The sequence below is a fragment of the Saccharopolyspora sp. NPDC050389 genome (assembly GCF_040655595.1).
In the GTDB taxonomy this organism is placed as follows: Bacteria; Actinomycetota; Actinomycetes; order Mycobacteriales; family Pseudonocardiaceae; genus Saccharopolyspora.
On record NZ_JBFAKG010000062.1, the window covers coordinates 1 to 16,194 of the forward strand.

The window sequence follows — 16,194 nt, forward strand, 5'->3', positions numbered from 1 at the left end:
GGATAACCCTGTCACCCGACGACTCGACAACACCCCAGCACGACCCACACGAAGATCATCTCAGTCAAGATCGCCAACTATGCACGAGGTCGTTAACCGATGCACACGGCAAACAGCTCCGCCGAGACCTTTAAGCCTGTCCACGACAAGAAGCTCGTGTCGCACCGTACAGTCGGACTTCAAGCCGGAAACCTGGTGGCGCGAGCGGTAACGCGATGCAGACAGCGGGTTGATCGCATAGATCGTCCGGCCCGTGCAGCGCAACGCGGTGACCAGGAGGCCGTGGTCGGTTTTCGATCCCGACCGGGATGGGATCTTCCAGCGTGTCGCCACCCTCGGCCAGCAACTCCAGCAACCGGGCGAACCCCGCCGAATCATCGGTGATGCGGCCCTTGGTCACGACCGTGCCGGTTGCGTCGATGACCGCAACATCGTGGGTGCGTATAGGCGGTACGCACACCCGAGATCGACATGCCGGCGGCGTGCGCGAGGTCGTCGAGCAGGTAGGGGCGCGGTTCGCTGTTCGACGAACTCCCGGCCATAGGCCACCAGCAGCCGCATCCGCTTCTCGGCCGCCAGCATGTCCCGAGGGGCTCCGAGATCGCGCTCAGCAGCGGCTCGCAATTGCCCTCATCCCAGGCCAGTCGGGTGTTGTGCTCGAAGTCCTCACTCTGCCGGCGGACCTCGTCAGCCAGATCCGCGATGCCGTCGCCGGCGGCCTCGTCAGCATCGGGACCAGCGGTGGGAAGCGGGAGAACGATGGTGGCCAGCTCAGCCACGATGTCACGTGTCGACATGCGATGCGAGCAGATCAGTGCTGACGACAGGGTTTGATGACAGAGAGCGCCACGAACCGGACTTCTCGAAAGCACTGCCATCAAGGTGTATCCGTTACCGCTTGACAGTACTCCGTTTGTGTGAACCTGGTTCGCTTCCGCGCGCCCACATCTTTCTATATCCGATTTGAAATGATGGACTGTGCTCGTCACGTACCGGAAATGAAACCTAGGGGGTTGACTATGGCGATTCGGTTGAAGCTCGGTAACTACGAGACTGTGGAAGGCGACCCGCTCGGCCGCGCGTTCATCGGCTACTTCCCACGGATGACAGAGTTCGAGGCGTGGGAAGTGGGCCGGGGCGTGTGGCGGATGAACGCCGAGAAGGCCTCCCGGCAGCGGTTCGCACTCATCGTCGGCGAAGGGCTCGTGCGCGCGGTCGGCGAGGTCATCGGCGTCTCCACCCACGGCGACCGCATCGCGCTGGAAGGCGAAGTGCTCACAGAGTGCCACCCGCTGCGCGACGCCTGGATCGGCCGGCCCGACCCGGCGGCCAACAGCTCCCAGAACCCGATCGCCTACTGCGACCTGCCCGAGGAAAAACCGTTCCTCTACCGGCCCTGCGCCTGCGGCTGCGGAGAGGCCACCGACCGGGACTTCCTGCCCGGCCACGACGTGCGCGCCATCCAGGCCCGCGTCCGCGAACACTTCCATGGCTCCGCACTGAGCTTCATCGACTGGGTCGACACCACACTCGCCGACCAGGCCGCCACCTCCAGCACGACCACGGACCAGCCGGCATGAGGAACTCGGTGGCGGCCCGCGGTGTACCGATTGGTTCCGCTGGCCCGCCACCGGGTATGGCCGGCGTCGGATCACCGGTCCCACTATGCTGCCGCGACCACGCGGCCCTTATCCGAAAGACATCCGGCGGTTCATGGCGCACCTGGTCTACACCCGGGTCTCCACCGACGAACAAAGCATCCAGCGGCAAACACACGTACTCACCGAATCCGGGCTGACCGCTGGCACTGACGGGGTGCGGTTCTTCAGCGACCCGGCCACCTGCTCGAAAATCCCTGCCCTGCAACGCGACGGCTTCCGGGAACTGGCGGCCTTCGCCCGTCCCGGCGACACGCTCACGGTCTCCGAGCCGTACCGGCTCTGCCGCGACCTGGCCGACATCCTCGCGGTCCGTTCCTGGTGCCATGACCACAGCGTGAACCTGCGGGTGCTCTCCGGCGCGCTGTCGGGCATCACCGATCTGGCTGCCACCGACGCGACCAATTCAGCCGGAGCCTGTTCCCGCCATCAGCGACACCGGGGATGACGGACCGGACCCGATCAGCACCCACGCCCAGACAGTGTCACCAAGGTGATCCCGCTGCCCATCTTCGATCCTTTCGCCGAAGCGGACAAGCGATGGTGACCCGCCCCGCCAGCTCCAGACCGGACGACGATCCCGCAGCCGAATACGGGCACCTGCAACTGACCACGCTGGAAGGCTGGCGTGGCTTCGTCACCGAAATGCACACGGCGCCGGAACTCCTGCCCGCGCACATCTGGACGGGCCTGGCCGAGGACAAACGCGCCTGCTAAGACGACGATCGCATCGACCACCACTCCCGGATGCTGGTGGTCCAGACCCTCACGATCCGCCAGGTCATCACCGCCGGTCGCTGCTTCTGGTGTACTCGGGCTACTCGAAAGCCCGTGGTGGGCCGTAGGAGTGTTCGCCCGGGGCGACAAGCTGGCTTGAAAGCTGGAACCGAACCTGGCTCCAGGCGTCTCCGTATCGCCGGACATTCAGGAACTCGGGCGGGTTCAGGTGATCAGCGACCCGGGCGCTCAGTGCGCTGTAGAGGGCGGAAGGGAGCACATCCCAGGGCGCGGACACCCACGGACTTCCGTCGGCGACGGTGGCTACGATCCGGAGCCCTGCGTCGACCCGGATGATGCATCGCTCGTCGAGCAGCACGGCGCTGATCATGGGACGCCGTTGATGCGGACCGTCGCCCGCGAGCCATTCGTCGGCTTCCGCGTCGCTCCAGCCTGTGACGGCACAGCGCAGCCGAATGTGGGCGTTCGTCGTTCGCTGCAGCCAGAGACGCTTCGTTTCTGTGGATGCATGGTCCGGGACTTCATAGTCGGCATCGACGACACAGAATCCGCTCTCGGACCAGGACGAATGAGCAGGAGTGGCAGCTGACGGGGAAACACGCACCACCACCGCGACTTCATCGCCGCCGGATTCCACGTTGCCCGCGGTCCACAGCACGGTGTCGTAAGCGGCTCCACTGTCGTGCAGTCTCCATGGCCACGGCCAGGGGCGGCTGTTCGGGTGTTGTCCGACTCGGGGTGCCCAGGGCTGATCTGGCGTGGGGTCACTGGGATCCAGACACACAGTCAGATCTCCGACGGAGAGGTGGAGGAATGCAGCCGATGCCCGTGCCGGACGTAGCGTTACGGGCAGGTCCGGGTCTGCCGACTGGACCAGCTCGGCTGCGACCATGTCGGCGGTAGGCCCTCCGCGCCAGGACACGAAGAGAATGCCGGCGTTGGTCGTGTATTCCAGAGGGACCCCTGCCAGCATGCCGCGGTGTAGCTGCAACGTTGACGCCAGCCAGCCAACAACATCGCGAAGGTTTGGGTCCAACATAGGGCCACGTTACAACGCCGCCATGGCCAGAATCCGTAATCCCCGGCGATGCGCCGCTGAGTTGTCGATGACATGAGTTGGTTGACGCGCGTTGGCGGTGCTGGTGTCGCCGTCATTGAGCCTTGGCTCAGTGCCCGTTCCGGGCTGCCGGCTCTTTACGTGGTTGGCCGAGCGTTTCCGCTCCCGAATGCACGCGGCTCGCGCAGCAGCGAGCTGCATTTGGACGGCGCGGTTGAACCAGCCGTTCTCGCTACGTCGCGGTCGTGGGTCTAAGCCGACCCCGTCGCGAGTGTTTGACTGGATCAGCCGTCGTTGCCTGTCTATGTCGGTGAACGACGGCTGATCACCAACTTCACCACCGTCGCGCTGGTGTACGGGGTAGAGCTAGTGCCCGAGTGGGATCGCCGCGATCGGTTCCCAGGTGAAGCAGCCGCGAGCGGGGTGTTGCGTGACGGCCAGGAGGTGTACCTGGTCGACGATGACTTCGACCAGTGGCCGGCGGATTTGCTTGATCGCGTTGGTGATTGCGCCGGAGTCGCCGGGACGGACCCCGTAGCCCAGGGACGTGTGGGGGACTGCGTTGGGGCCTAGCGGTGGCAGGGCGTCGGGTCCGAATACGTTGGTCACGGCCGTGCGGGTGTGGTCGACAAGCTCGCCCCAGACCTGGTCGGCGTCAGGGGCGACCCAGAGCTCGACGGCGTGCACGCCTGGCTGGGGAGGTCCGACCTGCAAAGTGATCGGATCGACGTGCCGTAGCTGCTTGGCGAGGTGGGTGACGAGTTCGTCCAGGTCGGGTTTGGTGACCTCGCTGCGATGCTTGCGCAGCATCTGGACGGTGAAATGCAGGAAGTCGGCCGGTTGGAGGCCGAGCCCGTACTGGCCGATGGGGTCATCGCCGAGGAGGGTGTGGTATTCCGTGACGAGGTCACGGACTTTCTGGTTGGGCAGCGCGTAGACGTGCAGGCGCTCTTGGATTTCCCAGGTTGCGCCAGGAAAACGTTCGAAGAAGCAGTCCATGTATCCCTTCCTTCGTTCTCTTGGTGCTCTCGAGGAGTTCACGTAGGCAGTCAGATGGTGGCCTGCTGCGCGCCAGTTTTCGTTGAGGTTCATGCCGGCTAGCAACAACTGCATTCTCTGGTGCCGTCACGCCCCAGAGCCCCAGAGCCCCAGAGCCCCAGAGCCCCAGAGCCCCAGAGTCGCGGAACCGGACCGCGAGCCACGCGCCTGCGTCGCCAGGCGGTGGCGACTGCGCGGCGAGCCGGCACCAGACATGCCCGACCACGCCGCTCTGTACCGAGACGATCGGCACAGCAGAGGTCGCGCTCCTGGCCGCCGCCAGCCCACCGGGCTGGTCTGCTCGGTGACCGCCTCGGCGCAGAATGCTGGGTCAGATTAAGTGGTCGAACTCGCCGCCCTTGGCGCCGGCGAGCATGGCCGCGATCTCCTGCTCGGTGAACTGCAGAATCGGACCGTCGGCCACTTTGGAATCGCGCATGGCGATGACGTTGTCCACCTTGGTGAACTCCACGCAGCCCTTGTCTGGCTCGCTCGCAGACGCCTTTTGCCACTGTGCGCCGTCGAACGCGCTGTCGGGCAGGTACTCGTGCTTGTACATGCGTGGTTGTGTCCTTTCCTGTAGAGGGTTACTTGTACTCGTCCGCCACTTTCCTGATGAAATCGGCTGATTCCACCGGGCCCAGCGCGGCGGCTTGAAGGTAGCTCCACAGCTGTTCGTAGGTGTCGACCCGCTCGTGATCATCCAGGTAGCGCGCGTCGTCGTACTGCTCGACGTAGGCGAAGTTCAACGGTGACGCGATCCCTCGTCCCGGAACGTGAAAGAGCAAGAAATTCAACGATGTGTATACAACCGGATTGACGTTGTCGAACGGCAAGACCTGCAGCTGGACGTTCGGACGTTCCTCGATCTCGAGGAGCCGTTGCATCTGTCCGCGCATCACGTCCCGTCCGCCGTAAACCCGTCGAAGGCATGATTCAGACAGGACGAAGCTCAGCATGGGTGGGTTGTGGTCGCGCGCCAGGATCGACTGACGTTCGCGTCGAGCCTGGATGACATCGTCCACGTTCGATTTGACTCCGAACGGTGTTGGAGCCTCGTGCAGTGCGCGGATGTAGTCGTCGGTCTGGAGAAGCCCGGGAACGATCTCCGGTTGGACCTGGCGGATTCGGCTGCTGCTACGTTCAAGGTCAACCAGAAGCCGCATCGATTCGGCGTACACGGCACGGTAGCTGGTCCAGTCGCCCTTCCTTCCGAGGTTGCGGGCAAGATCCATTAGCACCTCTACCAGCTCAGGGCTGGCGCCGTACTTCTCGGCGAGCAGCCTGACGTCGCCCGCGGTCGGCTTCGACGTCATCGTCAGAATCCGGTTGATCTTGGTTGCGGCGCAGCCGAGATGCTGTGCGGCCTCGGGGTCGCTGACCTTGGACTCCGCCTTCAGCCGGTTCAGCTCGTTGATCAGCATCAGCAACGGGACTGTCTTGGTGATTGCCATCTGAAGCTGCCTCCGCGGGGTGGCCTGTCGCCCCATCAGTATCGGTCACGCACAGCGGGCGATGCGAACCACCCAATCGGACCACTCGCAACTTAGGAAATTCTATTTTAGTGTATCACTACATCAGTGATTGCCGATTTTAGGAGTCAGTCATGGTTAGCGGGAGGCTGCAGCAGGCTTGTCTGGCGACGTCGGCGGGGACTGGCGAGATGCGCCACACGGCTCGGGAATGCGGACGCCGACATGACTCCCGCATTCGAGAGGCGTGGCCGACGTTGGCGACGAGGTGACGGCATCGGCGTCAGTACGTGGACCATGCTGCCCGCCAGGTCTTCCATTACCGAGCCCTCTCGCCTCGTACTGACTCAAGGTCTCCGGTGGCCCGCCCCGTACCCCCCGACATGGGGCGGGCCGCCGGGTTCCACGGTGCTTGTCACCACGTTCCGGCGGGAGGTGGCAGCACGGCACGACGTGACGTGAGAACGCCGTGTGATCGCCCGGTGCGCGACGTCTGAGGCGGAACCGCTCGCGTCCCAGCCCGTACGCGAGCCGATCCGACCGCTCCGCGCACCTCCTGCTGGCCCACGCGGCCAAGGCGACTACCCCCAGCGCCGCCGAGGCCGTGTGGGCCAGCCCAGCAGGAAAGCCCGCCACCGGGAGAACTGATCAGCCATGAGCACTGCGACCAACGACGACATCAGCGAACTGCCGAGCCTCGTGAGCTGCAAGACGGTGACCATTGTGGATGTTCCCGTCGGACGAGACATGAACGAGACCGCAGCCGAACGCAACATCCATACCCATGTCCACGCCGCGGTCTGGGGATATCTCACCGGTGACATCACGCGGGCTGTGGATCTGCTCCACCAGGTCACGCTCACCTACGGGCCGGTCGGAATGGGTAAAGCTGCGTGTGTCCTCGCCGACGTCGTCCTGCGTCACGTGCCGCGTGACCAACTGCGCGACGACGCGGTGATCCGTCCACAGCTCAACCTCCGCGATGTCGCCAATGAGCAGCGGCGCCTCTGCGCGGCCGCGATCGACACCACGACGGAGATCCTGACCAGTGCCGCGCTCCGCGATGATCGCCGGTTCGGCGCGGCCCTCAATCGGGCACGTGCGTTGCCGGTCGCGGTTCTCGCGGTGCTCGCCCAGGAAGCCGCGGCTGTCGTGGAGCGGGGAAGCGAGCTCTCTGGGGAGGCATCTGATGCATGGCATGCCCTGGTATAGCCCCGGCCCCGGAAGCGGCGGTACGCCGTTCCGCCGTAGTGATCGACACTGGCAACGAGGTGCACGAGCGTCGTCAGGACATCCTCTGGCCGACCAACGACCCGACGACCCGACGACCCGACGAGTACGCGCGCACCGTTGCGGCAACGCCAGGGCCGTCGGAGAGCAGCGCCCGCCATCAGCAGGCGCCCCTTGAACTGGCGGGTGTTCCCGAGCGTCGACGCCCCCCGAGGCGCACGGGGACACCCGCCTCCCCGATATCGCTCAAACTGCCGCGCATACCGCTCTACGGAGCACGTTCGATGTGAAGGTGTGTGATCCCAATGAGGAAAAGGGCATGCGTGCCTACGGTGTTGGAGTTGCTGTCCCGGTTTCGGTGGCAGCGGGACCCGAGGACCTGGTCGGTGCCCTGCCGTGACCAGCACGGGCGCCGGGCGCACCTCGAAATCGGCATCGCACCGGACGGCGTCTCGGTGACCCCGACCGTGCAGGGATCGCTGACGTTGTCTGAGTCAGCGGTCGGGCAGTTGCGCGCTGCGGTGCGGGAGGCCGTGTGTGAACGAGCGCCGCTGTCAGTGGCAGGGGCACGGTACCGACGCCGTCGGGGAGAGAATCCACCGATGTTCGGGGCGTCTTTCCATGCCGATCCCGAGCAGCGGCGGGAAGATGACCGCGTCCCGGTTCCCATAGTGGCTGAGAGAACCCACGAGAATCGTAATGTCCCCTTCGGTCAGCGGGCGCGCCACCGCCGCGCAGGAGTCGGCCGAACCAACAAAGCAGCGTGACTATGCCGGCTGGCTGATCCGCGTCGACCGCGTACGCCGACAACGGCGGGTGGATTGCGTCCACAATCCGATGCGACAGATGTGCTCTATGGCGGTTGATCAGGGGGAGGTCCTGCTTTCTTGTTTGATCGGTTGTTGGCGTAGCGGCACATGCCGAGCATGGTGCCGATCCCGGCCAGCCATGGCGCAATGGTCGCCAGGCTTCCGTGAACGAGGACCAGGGTGATCAGTACGGGGAGGAGCGTGCCGAGGATGAGGGCGATCGAGCGGCAGGTCGTCCCCCAGTCGCCTAAGGCCTGGTCGAGCAGGTGCCAGACGGGGCTGTGCTTGGTATTGCGTGGGATACTCCTTTTTCCTGGTTGCTCGTGCTGGTCGTCATCTTGTTGAGCAGCCACTCGTCCTGGTCCGTGGTTTCGACGCCGGGGTGTCCCGGCTTGTTCCGTATGCGCGGCCATTCGATGGCGGTCTGCACTGGCCCGTCATCGATGCGGACGGTCGTGTGCCCGTGTCCACGCAACGACGGCAGTACACGTTTGCGCTACCTACAGTCGGTTTTACCGAGATCGTCTCGGTAAGACCGACGATCGCGTCGAGTCTTCGTCCAGCGGTGATCAACGATCGGCAAGTGGTTGCTGCGCTTCAGAGCTACCGGCCACGACAATGACGATCACCGTAATCGCTCGAACGGGCGAGCAACCACAGCGGCTCGCGGGCCGCCGAAGCCCTCAGGTAGAGGCTGGCAGCTCATCTGGACAGAGGTTCCGTCCGGTGCGACAAGGTGGCGACGGAGTTCGTCGGTTCAGAGCCAACGTTGTTCAGCTGGCAGGAACTGCGCTGGGACATCGGCCGTGTGGTTGCCGCGGTGCGTATCGTTCGATGGGCGGCGCCTTTGAGGTCCCCGGCGTTCGGGGTGATGCCGTTCGCGCCGGAGCACGGCGTCACATCCAGCGTGCGGTGGGTCGCCCACGCTTGGCTGGCGTGCGCAGCGCGCGCCCGATACTCCAGCAGCGATGTCGGCCCTCCTGCACAGTCGTCGGTGCTCCACAATCCTGTAGGGCGATGAGGATGTCCGTCGTCTTGTTCGACGCTGAAGCAGCCTCAGCCGTTGCTCAGGGGATCGGCTTACGCAACTCATCGAGGCGAAGGGCGAATTGGCTCTCGAACGCGTCGAGAAGGGCGGCGCCCTTCTGAGCGCTGGCCAGCGAGGGTTGGCCGACCACGCCTGTGGAGGTGTAGGCGCGAACTCCGTGCAGGAGCAGGTCGGGGCGTTCGTCGGCGCGGTGGTCGGCCGTTTCGTATCCATCGCGGACGAGTGAAGGGCCGCGTGCAGCAGGATGCTCGTCTCACCCTCGCCTGCGTGCATATCTTGGGACGCGGTGGGCTCGCAGCCTGCGGCCTAGCGGGCGGTTTGCCGAGCACCGCTGCCGGGGTGGCTTTGCTCGCGAATTTTGGCGTCGGCTGTTCGCTGATTGCGGCATCGGTTGGCATCGGCAATGTCAATGACGATGGCGTGCAGCATCGTGGCGCGGATCGAGGCGTCGCACAGCCGGGTGGCGATGATATGGGCGATCATCGAGTCTGTCGCCAGCGGTAGGTGCGCGCCATGCTGCTCGCGGCACAGTCGCGCTCCGGTGGTGAGCGCGACGCGGAGCCTTTCAAGTTCGGACAAGGCTCTGGCCGACAAGGTCCGCCCCCCAGAACGGCAGCCCGGTGCAGCGCTTTTCGCGGGTACACGTCGGGCCGCCGCCACGGAAATCGGGCCAACCGGCCGGTTCTCAGTCGACTGCGGAGGAGAACTGCGGCATCGAAACCGCCGGGACGCGGGCCGCTTCCGGCTTCGGCTCTTCGGCCGGGATCGTGTCGAACAACGTTTCCTCGACGGGCTCGGGCTGCTCGACCGGCTCCGGGTCGACCGGCTCGGAGGCCTTCTTGCTGAGGTGCTCGCGGGTGCGCTGCGCGGCGCCGCGGATCTGCTCGGTCAGCTGCTTGTTGGCCTGCCTGGTCTGCTCATCTTCGCGCTCCTGCTGGCGCGTGCTGCGCGCCGGCTCGGGCTTCGGGGCGCGCGCGGCTTTGATGTAGCGGTCGAGGACGTCCCGGAGTTGTTGGGCGTGCTCGTCGTTCAGGTCGATTTCGTACGTCACACCATCCAGCGCGAAGGTGACGGTCTGGTTGGCTGGGGACCCGTCGATGTCATCGACGAGTTCGACCTGAATCCGCTGCAACGCTACGCCACCCATCTGAGCTCGTGAACAGGATTACCCATCAACCGGATACGCCTCCTGTACCGTCTACCTTAGAACACCAGAGATCAGGTGCTAGCACCAACCGTCAGCAGCAGTGGTTCCGTGGGGTTCCACATTGAACCCTTGGAATAGTCACGTCGGGTTCTACGCAGTGGATTAAAGGAGACCATTTTGGCTCAGAAAGTCACTATTCAGCTCGTCGACGACGTCGACGGCACAGCAGCCGACAGCACTGTCGAGTTCGCCTTGGACGGGGTGAACTACTCAATTGACCTGTCCAACGAAAACGCCGCCAAACTCCGCGACTCGCTGGCTTCTTTCGTGGCCAACGCGCAGAAGACCGGTGGCCGCAAGCGCGCCGCCGCCAAGGCCGGCAAGTCCCCTGCGACGCCGACCGCGGCCGACCGCGAACGCAACCAGGCCATCCGGGATTGGGCCCGGAATCAGGGGATGCCGGTTTCCGACCGGGGCCGCATTCCTGCCGAGGTCGTCGAAGCCTACGAGAACCAAAACTAAGATTCGCACGTTGTTGGTGCCTGGCGCGCGATTCCTGCCAGGCACCAACGTGTGTTCTCGCCGACGAAATCCCGGGATCGGTTCGCCTGCTCGGCCGAGCCTTTATGAACGACTTGATGGCCGGTCGATCGCGGTTGCTGAAACGCAGCAATGGCGAGCGCGACGACGACACCGCGTGTGATGGAGCAGCGGATTCCGTCGCGACACCGCCTGGTACTTCCCAGCGATCCGATCCACTGGCCGATCTCACCTTCGAGGTGCCGCACGGCCGTCGTGCTGTGGCTGGGCTGTCGGGGTCTGGCACCATCTGGCGGGTGGATCCGTTTGTATCAGGTGAGGTCGCTGAGTGGCTCAGCGATCATGAGCGGGCGCTGTTGCGCTCCGGCGAGTTGTTCGAGCACCCGACGTATCAATGTCTGCGGTGTGGGCAGCCCGGTGACATGGGCCGTGATGAGACCTCAACCGTGGTGCTCTTGGCCAACAATGAGGGGACGCTGGGTGCTTTGGGGCGGATACACGCAGCGTGCGGCCCCAGCGCGATACACAGCCGGCGCGAGGTCGAGGAATGGGCTCGGGCAGGCAAGGCTCGTGGTTCGGGTCTGCCTGATGAGGTGATCACGACCTGTCTTGAACTCGACGGGGTGCTGTATCCGGCCGTGATTGTGGTGCCGAGCGCGAATTTCAGGGTGTGGTCAGAGGGAGCGGCAACGCCGGCTGATTCGTGTGTGGCGGAGATGCGGGAAAGCGGGTTTTCACTGGTCGAATTGCCTGGGCCGGCGCCGGCGCCGGTGCAGCGTCTGCGGTGGACGGTGCGGGTCAAGCAGAGTCAACTGGTGACGATCACACGCCCTGGTCGGACTTGGTGGTCATGGCAGGAGGCAACCAAACCTGTTGCGTTGGGGGAGGAGTGGTTGTCGGCCGCGCGGGACAGGCACAGAGTCGTGCTGCTGGTTACAGGAGCTAGGTTGGCTAGCTACGGTGATGATGAAGCTAGGTTTCGTGCCGCGCTGGTCTCGGCGGGCTCCCAGGGACGGCTTGCGGGGGCCTTGGTGTCGGTGAACGGCGTGAAAGCTGCCCGCATGACCAGGTGACCAGGCGATCATGTTGGGTTAGTGCGGTGTGCGCCAACGGTGGCCGGTAGCGCTGTTGGGCCCTGTTTGCCTGTGATGATCTAGTACGGTGCCGTTCCTTCCCTCGGCTTCTTGGTGCTCTCGGCGGGCTGGGGGTTGCGTGCCGCCGAGGGCTGCAACGTCCGCATCAAGGACCAGCGAGCGGCGATCAACTTCGTAATGAACCTACGTTGCCTATTCATTCAAAGTTGGCTGTTGATGCGAAGATCCCAGCCGGAATCTTCGGCAGGGATCTTTTTCGTAGTGCTTCCTGAACGGGCTCGCGGCAGGTCGCTGCCCAAACCGCTCAGGGCTGGTCGGTGACGTTCAGCGAGGCGAGAGTGTTCTCGCGGTCGTGGATGTATGCGAGATCGGCAACCGCTGCCGGGCGGAACCAGTTCAGCAGAGCGGCGAGTGCGTCCCGTTCAGAAGGGCTGACCGGGATCTGTCGGGTAACCAGGCTCGCTGACAACAGGTCGACCAGCATCGACCACTCACCGACATGACTCAGGGTGCGGTACTCCTCCAGCCGGTCTGGTGGGAGGCGATCGGCCAGACGCTCCAGAAGGGCATTCGAATCCGCACTGAGCTTGCGCAGGTCCTCGTGGGTGACGACCCGCGGCTGATCGGCGACCTCGATCGCGGCCAAGGTCTTGTCACGGTTACGGAGGTAGTCATAGTCGCCGGTGGGGACGGTATCCAGCAGCCGTGTCAGCGCTTCCTTCTCTGCGGGTGTCACTTCGGTGTGGCGAGCGACTAGCATTTTGCACATTTCGTTGAGCAGCTGAGCCGTCTCGCCGGCTTCACCGAGTGCGCGGTACGGGGCCAGCCGACGCTTGGGGAGGCGATCGGAGAGCTGTTCCAGTAGCCCGAGGGTCGCCTGCTGGGCTGTGTCCATCGTCGTGTGGTCTCCGCTCACTTGTTTCAGGGTACCGGGTGCGGGTTGCCGGACTCATCGTTCTGAACGACGCCCTCGCCACGTACGGGGAAACCGGTTTTGACCTGTCCACCGGGGGTCACGTAGCCCTCGATCTCCACACCGTCCCTGGTTCCGCTGAACTTGTAGTTCCCGCTCCTATCGGACAGGACTGGCGGGCTGTCCGGGTTCTTGGCTACATCCTCGACGGATTCGAGGATCTTGGCGTCGTCCCAGGCCTCGGGGAACTCGGTCTTAAGCGGGATTCCCGTGCCGTAAAAATGACCACCCGTATCATCAGCTCCGCCGTCGAGGATGTGAATTCCGTCGAGTTCCGGGAGATGGATGTCTGCCGGATTCGGCGTATCCCCGACAACATGGTCCCACGCACCGGCCTCGGCAGGCTGCTGGCGAGGAAGGTCGGCAGTGGGTCGAGGCGGGGCCGAACGCGCGCGGCCGTCAGGTTTGGCACGCGCGCTACCGGAGGAAGCACCCGTCGTGGGGGCTGGGCTCGCTCCGATGCTGCTCCCGTACTTGCTGATCTGATCAGAGCAGCGGCCAAGCATCTGCTGCGCCTGGATGAGCTGATCACAGGCCACGCCGTAGCCCGCCAGAACCTGTTGTGCCTCGGCATCGTTGGTTCCGTCCAGCACCACGAGGCCCGCTTTGGCCTCGTCCGAGGCGAGCAGGGCGAAGTTGATTTGTTCCGCCGCGTCGGCGAGCTTGGCAAGCACGAGGCCAAGTGCCTGGCCCACGTCCTCCACGGCAGACATGGGCGGGATCATGCGGAAGGCCCCTGACGCCGCTCCGCAGTTGAAGGACTACTGCTGGTCAGAACCGAGGGCGACGGTTGTGGTGTTGCATTGGTACGTTGACCTGCATGGCCGACACCACCGCCCCTGTCGTCACGGCTACGCAGTCGTCTGCGGTTTTCGACGTACGTGAGAACCGGCACGAAGACGTGCTTGACCGTGCCGAACGAGCGTTGGACGTGCGGCTCGATCGGTCGTCCGTGGTGTACGGAGAACACGGGGCCACGGAGGGGTTCCGCACCAGCAACGGCACGTGGGCGAGAGTGGAACGCCGACAGCGGTGGCGGATCAATAGCGCGGTATGGATCGGCTTGGAAGCTGCGGCCACGATTCGTGAGGTCAAGAAGCCCGAGTGGTTCCAGAGCGCTACGTGGTCCGATCCGGCTAGGGATGTCGTGTGGCGCGTGGACGAGGTGGAGCTGATCAACGCCCCTGTGGTGGGCGATCTTGCGACGGCCACAACGCTTCCGGATCCGTGGTGGACAGACTTGCGTGAGTCGCTGGCCGCGCTGGGAGCGCACCCGACCGAACGGGTCGGCATGAGCCAAGCTCACCTCACCAAGAGGATCACCGAGGTCTTCGATGGCGTCGATACCGTCGTGGACGAGTGGACGACCGCGCACACGGACCTGCATTGGGGAAACCTCTCCGTTGAGGGCCACATCATCGACTGGGAGGACTGGGGCGCGGCTCCGCGCGGGCACGATGCCGCGACTCTGTGGCAGTCGGCGCTGCCTGATCCCCAGCTGGCTGCGCGGGTTCAACACGAATTCGCCGCTGATTTGGAGACCCGTTCGGGCAAGCTCGCGCAACTGTTGCAGTGCGCGAACGCGATCCGGGTTGCCGCCCGTCGCGGAGCGCCGACCCCCCTGTCGGAGCCCGCGCGGGCGGCTGCGGACGTTCTCCTTGCTGAGCTACGGGGTGCGTGAACCCGCGCCGATGTAGCCCGCTGCCAGTTCGTCGGTCAGCTCGCCGCACAGCCCCTCATCGAGCAGGGTCCTGGCGAGCACCTCGGCGTCGACTCCCGTTGCCTCAGCCACCTGCTGAACGTTCACCGGGTTACCTGACAACAGCCGGCGCAGCGCCGGTTCGGCCCTGGCAGCGAAGGTCAGTTGCTTGCCCACCGCGAAGACCTCGACCGTGGAGTCGGTGACGTCGATGCGCGGTGGGAAGTCGGTCACGCACACGACGTCGGTGATCGGCCCGAACATCCCGCCCGTCCGGACGTGCCGCCTCGATGGGCGCTCCTGTTCGCGGGTAGCGAGGAACACCTCCTGCGGATACTCGGCCAGGAGCATCGGAACGCGCGCGGCGAGCGCGGCCGAGCCGCCGTCGCGGGCCAGGTCGTGCCGGAACGCTTCGTCGGTGCGGGATCGGTCTGCGACCCACGACAGCCAGTCCACCCCGGTTCGCTTCACGAAGCCGAACGTGGCGTGCAGGCTGTAGCCCGCACCGTCGCCGGACCGGTCGGTGCGGGTGGCCTGGTGCCAGTAGCCGCGCGGGATGTGCATGACGTCTCCGGCCCGCATGGTGCCAGCCCACACGATTTCCTCGGGTGGCTCACCGGAGTGTTCGGTGTCGCGGTACATCGGCGCGACACGGCTGGTGCAGCGCACCTCCCACGACTTCTCGCCGCCGAGCTGCACGATCAGGACGTCATGGTCGTCCCAGTGCAGGTTGAACCCCGCAGCGTCGGCGGTGGTCAGGTACGTGTTCACCTGCACCAGCTCGCGGGACCACCACTGCAACGCCTGGCAGGCGATCTCCATCGTGGGATCGAACGAGTCGAGCGTGTCCAGCACGACAGTGCAGCCGTCGGTGAGGAACCGCGAGAGACGTTCCATGCGCGCCATCGACAAGCTCTGCCCACGGCGGGTCACCGTGTTGCGCAGATACCGATCCGGGTGCAGTTCTTCACCGTGCTGGAACACCCGGAACTGGGGAAATGCCAACGCCCGGCGCATGATGACATCCAGCAGACGCGTCGGCGTCAGTATCCGTTGGCACACCTTGGGATCGCCCATGCGGCCATGAGCAAACCCGGCCCCAAGCGGTCGAGAATCGCTCCACCCCAACGCTTTCTCGATCGACTCGATCAGAATGTGGTCCACAAATCCCTCCATTCGTAAGAAAGGTGGGCAGACCGACGAGCGCGCCTCGGTCTGCCCACCGTCACTTCGCGGTTACTCCGGGATGTTCAGCCCGTCGCCGCCCGAATCGCCGTGACCGTCGCCACCTCCGGACTTGGACGGGTCCCCGTGCGAGAGGTCCACGCGATCACGCACGACCGACACGTTCCGCACGCCGAGCACCAGGTTGCTCTGCTCTTCCATCTGCTTCCCTCCTTTCGTTGCTCGTTGTTCACGCCGGCGCGAGTCGCCAGCGCTGCCTACCTCCGTTCAGGCACCATTGCCTGCCCGGAGGAAGTCCCGGACTGCTGGCTCAGAGAATCCGTCGCAGTCCTTCGAAGATCTGCATCAGCTGCCGTCGAGTCGGCTCCGCAAACTTCCGGTGGAGTGGGCGTTCCTCCACCTGCGGCAAGACCCGCGTCGGCAGGTCGCCACTGAGGTCACCGGACCAGGCCGTTACAAAGCCGTCAGGCGCCCGATCGGCCGCATGCCTACCCACGATGACCACC

The 16,194-nt window shown here is 64.9% G+C and carries 19 protein-coding genes and 1 pseudogene; 7 read left to right on the plus strand and 13 right to left on the minus strand.

Annotated elements, in window-relative coordinates:
* Positions 1–171 precede the first annotated feature (171 nt).
* Positions 172–460 (minus strand): annotated as a pseudogene (locus AB0I53_RS32645) (transposase); the annotation flags it as partial.
* Positions 375–779, minus strand: coding sequence for a hypothetical protein (locus AB0I53_RS32650; RefSeq protein ID WP_358611826.1), 405 nt, complete (start codon positions 777–779; stop codon positions 375–377). The gene AB0I53_RS32650 and the pseudogene AB0I53_RS32645, both read right to left, overlap by 86 nt.
* Positions 780–1,019: 240 nt before the next feature.
* Here AB0I53_RS32650 and AB0I53_RS32655 point away from each other — a divergent pair, with 240 nt between their 5' ends.
* The 3 genes from AB0I53_RS32655 (at position 1,020) to AB0I53_RS32665 (ending at position 2,375) form a co-directional block, all read left to right on the plus strand.
* Positions 1,020–1,580 (plus strand): hypothetical protein, encoded by a 561-nt coding sequence (locus tag AB0I53_RS32655; protein WP_358611659.1) that lies wholly within the window; start codon positions 1,020–1,022, stop codon positions 1,578–1,580.
* Between the two features lie 133 nt (positions 1,581–1,713).
* On the plus strand, positions 1,714–2,106 hold the full coding sequence (locus AB0I53_RS32660) for a recombinase family protein (protein WP_358611661.1): 393 nt from the start codon (positions 1,714–1,716) through the stop codon (positions 2,104–2,106).
* 92 nt (positions 2,107–2,198) lie between these two features.
* Positions 2,199–2,375, plus strand: a complete 177-nt coding sequence (locus AB0I53_RS32665) for a hypothetical protein (RefSeq protein WP_358611664.1) — start codon at positions 2,199–2,201, stop codon at positions 2,373–2,375.
* A 100-nt stretch (positions 2,376–2,475) separates the two neighbouring features.
* Here AB0I53_RS32665 and AB0I53_RS32670 read toward each other — a convergent pair whose 3' ends face one another.
* The 4 genes from AB0I53_RS32670 to AB0I53_RS32685 form a co-directional block, all read right to left on the minus strand.
* Positions 2,476–3,054 carry a hypothetical protein gene (locus AB0I53_RS32670; RefSeq protein ID WP_358611667.1) on the minus strand — a complete coding sequence of 193 codons (579 nt, stop codon included), beginning with the start codon at positions 3,052–3,054 and terminating at the stop codon, positions 2,476–2,478.
* 765 nt (positions 3,055–3,819) lie between these two features.
* Positions 3,820–4,545: a 2'-5' RNA ligase family protein gene (locus AB0I53_RS32675; RefSeq protein ID WP_358611670.1), complete on the minus strand. Its 726-nt coding sequence runs from the start codon at positions 4,543–4,545 to the stop codon at positions 3,820–3,822.
* A 277-nt stretch (positions 4,546–4,822) separates the two neighbouring features.
* Positions 4,823–5,050 carry a DUF397 domain-containing protein gene (locus AB0I53_RS32680; RefSeq protein ID WP_358611673.1) on the minus strand — a complete coding sequence of 76 codons (228 nt, stop codon included), beginning with the start codon at positions 5,048–5,050 and terminating at the stop codon, positions 4,823–4,825.
* A 28-nt stretch (positions 5,051–5,078) separates the two neighbouring features.
* The gene (locus AB0I53_RS32685) at positions 5,079–5,945 is read right to left on the minus strand and encodes a DUF5753 domain-containing protein (RefSeq protein WP_358611676.1); all 867 of its coding nucleotides are present in this window, start codon (positions 5,943–5,945) and stop codon (positions 5,079–5,081) included.
* A 672-nt stretch (positions 5,946–6,617) separates the two neighbouring features.
* Here AB0I53_RS32685 and AB0I53_RS32690 point away from each other — a divergent pair.
* Positions 6,618–7,175 (plus strand): hypothetical protein, encoded by a 558-nt coding sequence (locus AB0I53_RS32690; protein WP_358611679.1) that lies wholly within the window; start codon positions 6,618–6,620, stop codon positions 7,173–7,175.
* 871 nt (positions 7,176–8,046) lie between these two features.
* On the opposite strand, the gene AB0I53_RS32695 is transcribed toward AB0I53_RS32690, so the two are convergent.
* The 3 genes from AB0I53_RS32695 to AB0I53_RS32705 form a co-directional block, all read right to left on the minus strand.
* Complete coding sequence (locus tag AB0I53_RS32695) at positions 8,047–8,355, minus strand: hypothetical protein (protein WP_358611682.1); 309 nt, start codon at positions 8,353–8,355, stop codon at positions 8,047–8,049.
* A 1,001-nt stretch (positions 8,356–9,356) separates the two neighbouring features.
* Positions 9,357–9,629 (minus strand): hypothetical protein, encoded by a 273-nt coding sequence (locus tag AB0I53_RS32700; RefSeq protein ID WP_358611685.1) that lies wholly within the window; start codon positions 9,627–9,629, stop codon positions 9,357–9,359.
* Positions 9,630–9,735: 106 nt separating this feature from the next.
* Complete coding sequence (locus AB0I53_RS32705; RefSeq protein ID WP_358611688.1) at positions 9,736–10,197, minus strand: Lsr2 family protein; 462 nt, start codon at positions 10,195–10,197, stop codon at positions 9,736–9,738.
* A gap of 177 nt (positions 10,198–10,374) precedes the next feature.
* Here AB0I53_RS32705 and AB0I53_RS32710 point away from each other — a divergent pair, with 177 nt between their 5' ends.
* Both AB0I53_RS32710 and AB0I53_RS32715 read left to right on the plus strand, forming a co-directional pair.
* Positions 10,375–10,719: an Lsr2 family protein gene (locus AB0I53_RS32710; RefSeq protein WP_358611691.1), complete on the plus strand. Its 345-nt coding sequence runs from the start codon at positions 10,375–10,377 to the stop codon at positions 10,717–10,719.
* 116 nt (positions 10,720–10,835) lie between these two features.
* Positions 10,836–11,810 carry a hypothetical protein gene (locus tag AB0I53_RS32715; RefSeq protein WP_358611694.1) on the plus strand — a complete coding sequence of 325 codons (975 nt, stop codon included), beginning with the start codon at positions 10,836–10,838 and terminating at the stop codon, positions 11,808–11,810.
* Positions 11,811–12,135: 325 nt separating this feature from the next.
* Here AB0I53_RS32715 and AB0I53_RS32720 read toward each other — a convergent pair whose 3' ends face one another.
* Positions 12,136–12,747: a hypothetical protein gene (locus AB0I53_RS32720; protein ID WP_358611697.1), complete on the minus strand. Its 612-nt coding sequence runs from the start codon at positions 12,745–12,747 to the stop codon at positions 12,136–12,138.
* Positions 12,748–12,752: 5 nt separating this feature from the next.
* Positions 12,753–13,517, minus strand: a complete 765-nt coding sequence (locus AB0I53_RS32725; protein ID WP_358611700.1) for an EndoU domain-containing protein — start codon at positions 13,515–13,517, stop codon at positions 12,753–12,755.
* Between the two features lie 107 nt (positions 13,518–13,624).
* Between AB0I53_RS32725 and AB0I53_RS32730 the strand changes: the two genes are divergently transcribed.
* Complete coding sequence (locus tag AB0I53_RS32730; protein ID WP_358611703.1) at positions 13,625–14,485, plus strand: phosphotransferase; 861 nt, start codon at positions 13,625–13,627, stop codon at positions 14,483–14,485.
* Here the strand turns inward: AB0I53_RS32730 and AB0I53_RS32735 are convergent.
* Both AB0I53_RS32735 and AB0I53_RS32740 read right to left on the minus strand, forming a co-directional pair.
* Positions 14,471–15,580: a cupin domain-containing protein gene (locus AB0I53_RS32735; RefSeq protein ID WP_358611706.1), complete on the minus strand. Its 1,110-nt coding sequence runs from the start codon at positions 15,578–15,580 to the stop codon at positions 14,471–14,473. The genes AB0I53_RS32730 and AB0I53_RS32735 overlap by 15 nt on opposite strands.
* Before the next feature lie 159 nt (positions 15,581–15,739).
* Positions 15,740–15,889: a hypothetical protein gene (locus AB0I53_RS32740; RefSeq protein WP_358611709.1), complete on the minus strand. Its 150-nt coding sequence runs from the start codon at positions 15,887–15,889 to the stop codon at positions 15,740–15,742.
* Positions 15,890–16,194 lie beyond the last annotated feature (305 nt).

What these genes read in the sequence shown, in the direction of transcription:
- AB0I53_RS32715 (WP_358611694.1), top strand. Translation starts at nt 10,836, where the DNA reads ATGGCCGGTCGATCGCGGTTGCTGAAACGCAGCAATGGCGAGCGCGAC.
- AB0I53_RS32655 (WP_358611659.1), top strand. Translation starts at nt 1,020, where the DNA reads ATGGCGATTCGGTTGAAGCTCGGTAACTACGAGACTGTGGAAGGCGAC.
- AB0I53_RS32740 (WP_358611709.1), bottom strand. Translation starts at nt 15,889, where the DNA reads ATGGAAGAGCAGAGCAACCTGGTGCTCGGCGTGCGGAACGTGTCGGTC.
- AB0I53_RS32690 (WP_358611679.1), top strand. Translation starts at nt 6,618, where the DNA reads ATGAGCACTGCGACCAACGACGACATCAGCGAACTGCCGAGCCTCGTG.
- AB0I53_RS32660 (WP_358611661.1), top strand. Translation starts at nt 1,714, where the DNA reads ATGGCGCACCTGGTCTACACCCGGGTCTCCACCGACGAACAAAGCATC.
- AB0I53_RS32675 (WP_358611670.1), bottom strand. Translation starts at nt 4,545, where the DNA reads ATGAACCTCAACGAAAACTGGCGCGCAGCAGGCCACCATCTGACTGCC.
- AB0I53_RS32730 (WP_358611703.1), top strand. Translation starts at nt 13,625, where the DNA reads ATGGCCGACACCACCGCCCCTGTCGTCACGGCTACGCAGTCGTCTGCG.
- AB0I53_RS32705 (WP_358611688.1), bottom strand. Translation starts at nt 10,197, where the DNA reads ATGGGTGGCGTAGCGTTGCAGCGGATTCAGGTCGAACTCGTCGATGAC.
- AB0I53_RS32725 (WP_358611700.1), bottom strand. Translation starts at nt 13,517, where the DNA reads ATGTCTGCCGTGGAGGACGTGGGCCAGGCACTTGGCCTCGTGCTTGCC.
- AB0I53_RS32685 (WP_358611676.1), bottom strand. Translation starts at nt 5,945, where the DNA reads ATGGCAATCACCAAGACAGTCCCGTTGCTGATGCTGATCAACGAGCTG.
- AB0I53_RS32680 (WP_358611673.1), bottom strand. Translation starts at nt 5,050, where the DNA reads ATGTACAAGCACGAGTACCTGCCCGACAGCGCGTTCGACGGCGCACAG.
- AB0I53_RS32665 (WP_358611664.1), top strand. Translation starts at nt 2,199, where the DNA reads ATGGTGACCCGCCCCGCCAGCTCCAGACCGGACGACGATCCCGCAGCC.
- AB0I53_RS32735 (WP_358611706.1), bottom strand. Translation starts at nt 15,580, where the DNA reads ATGGGCGATCCCAAGGTGTGCCAACGGATACTGACGCCGACGCGTCTG.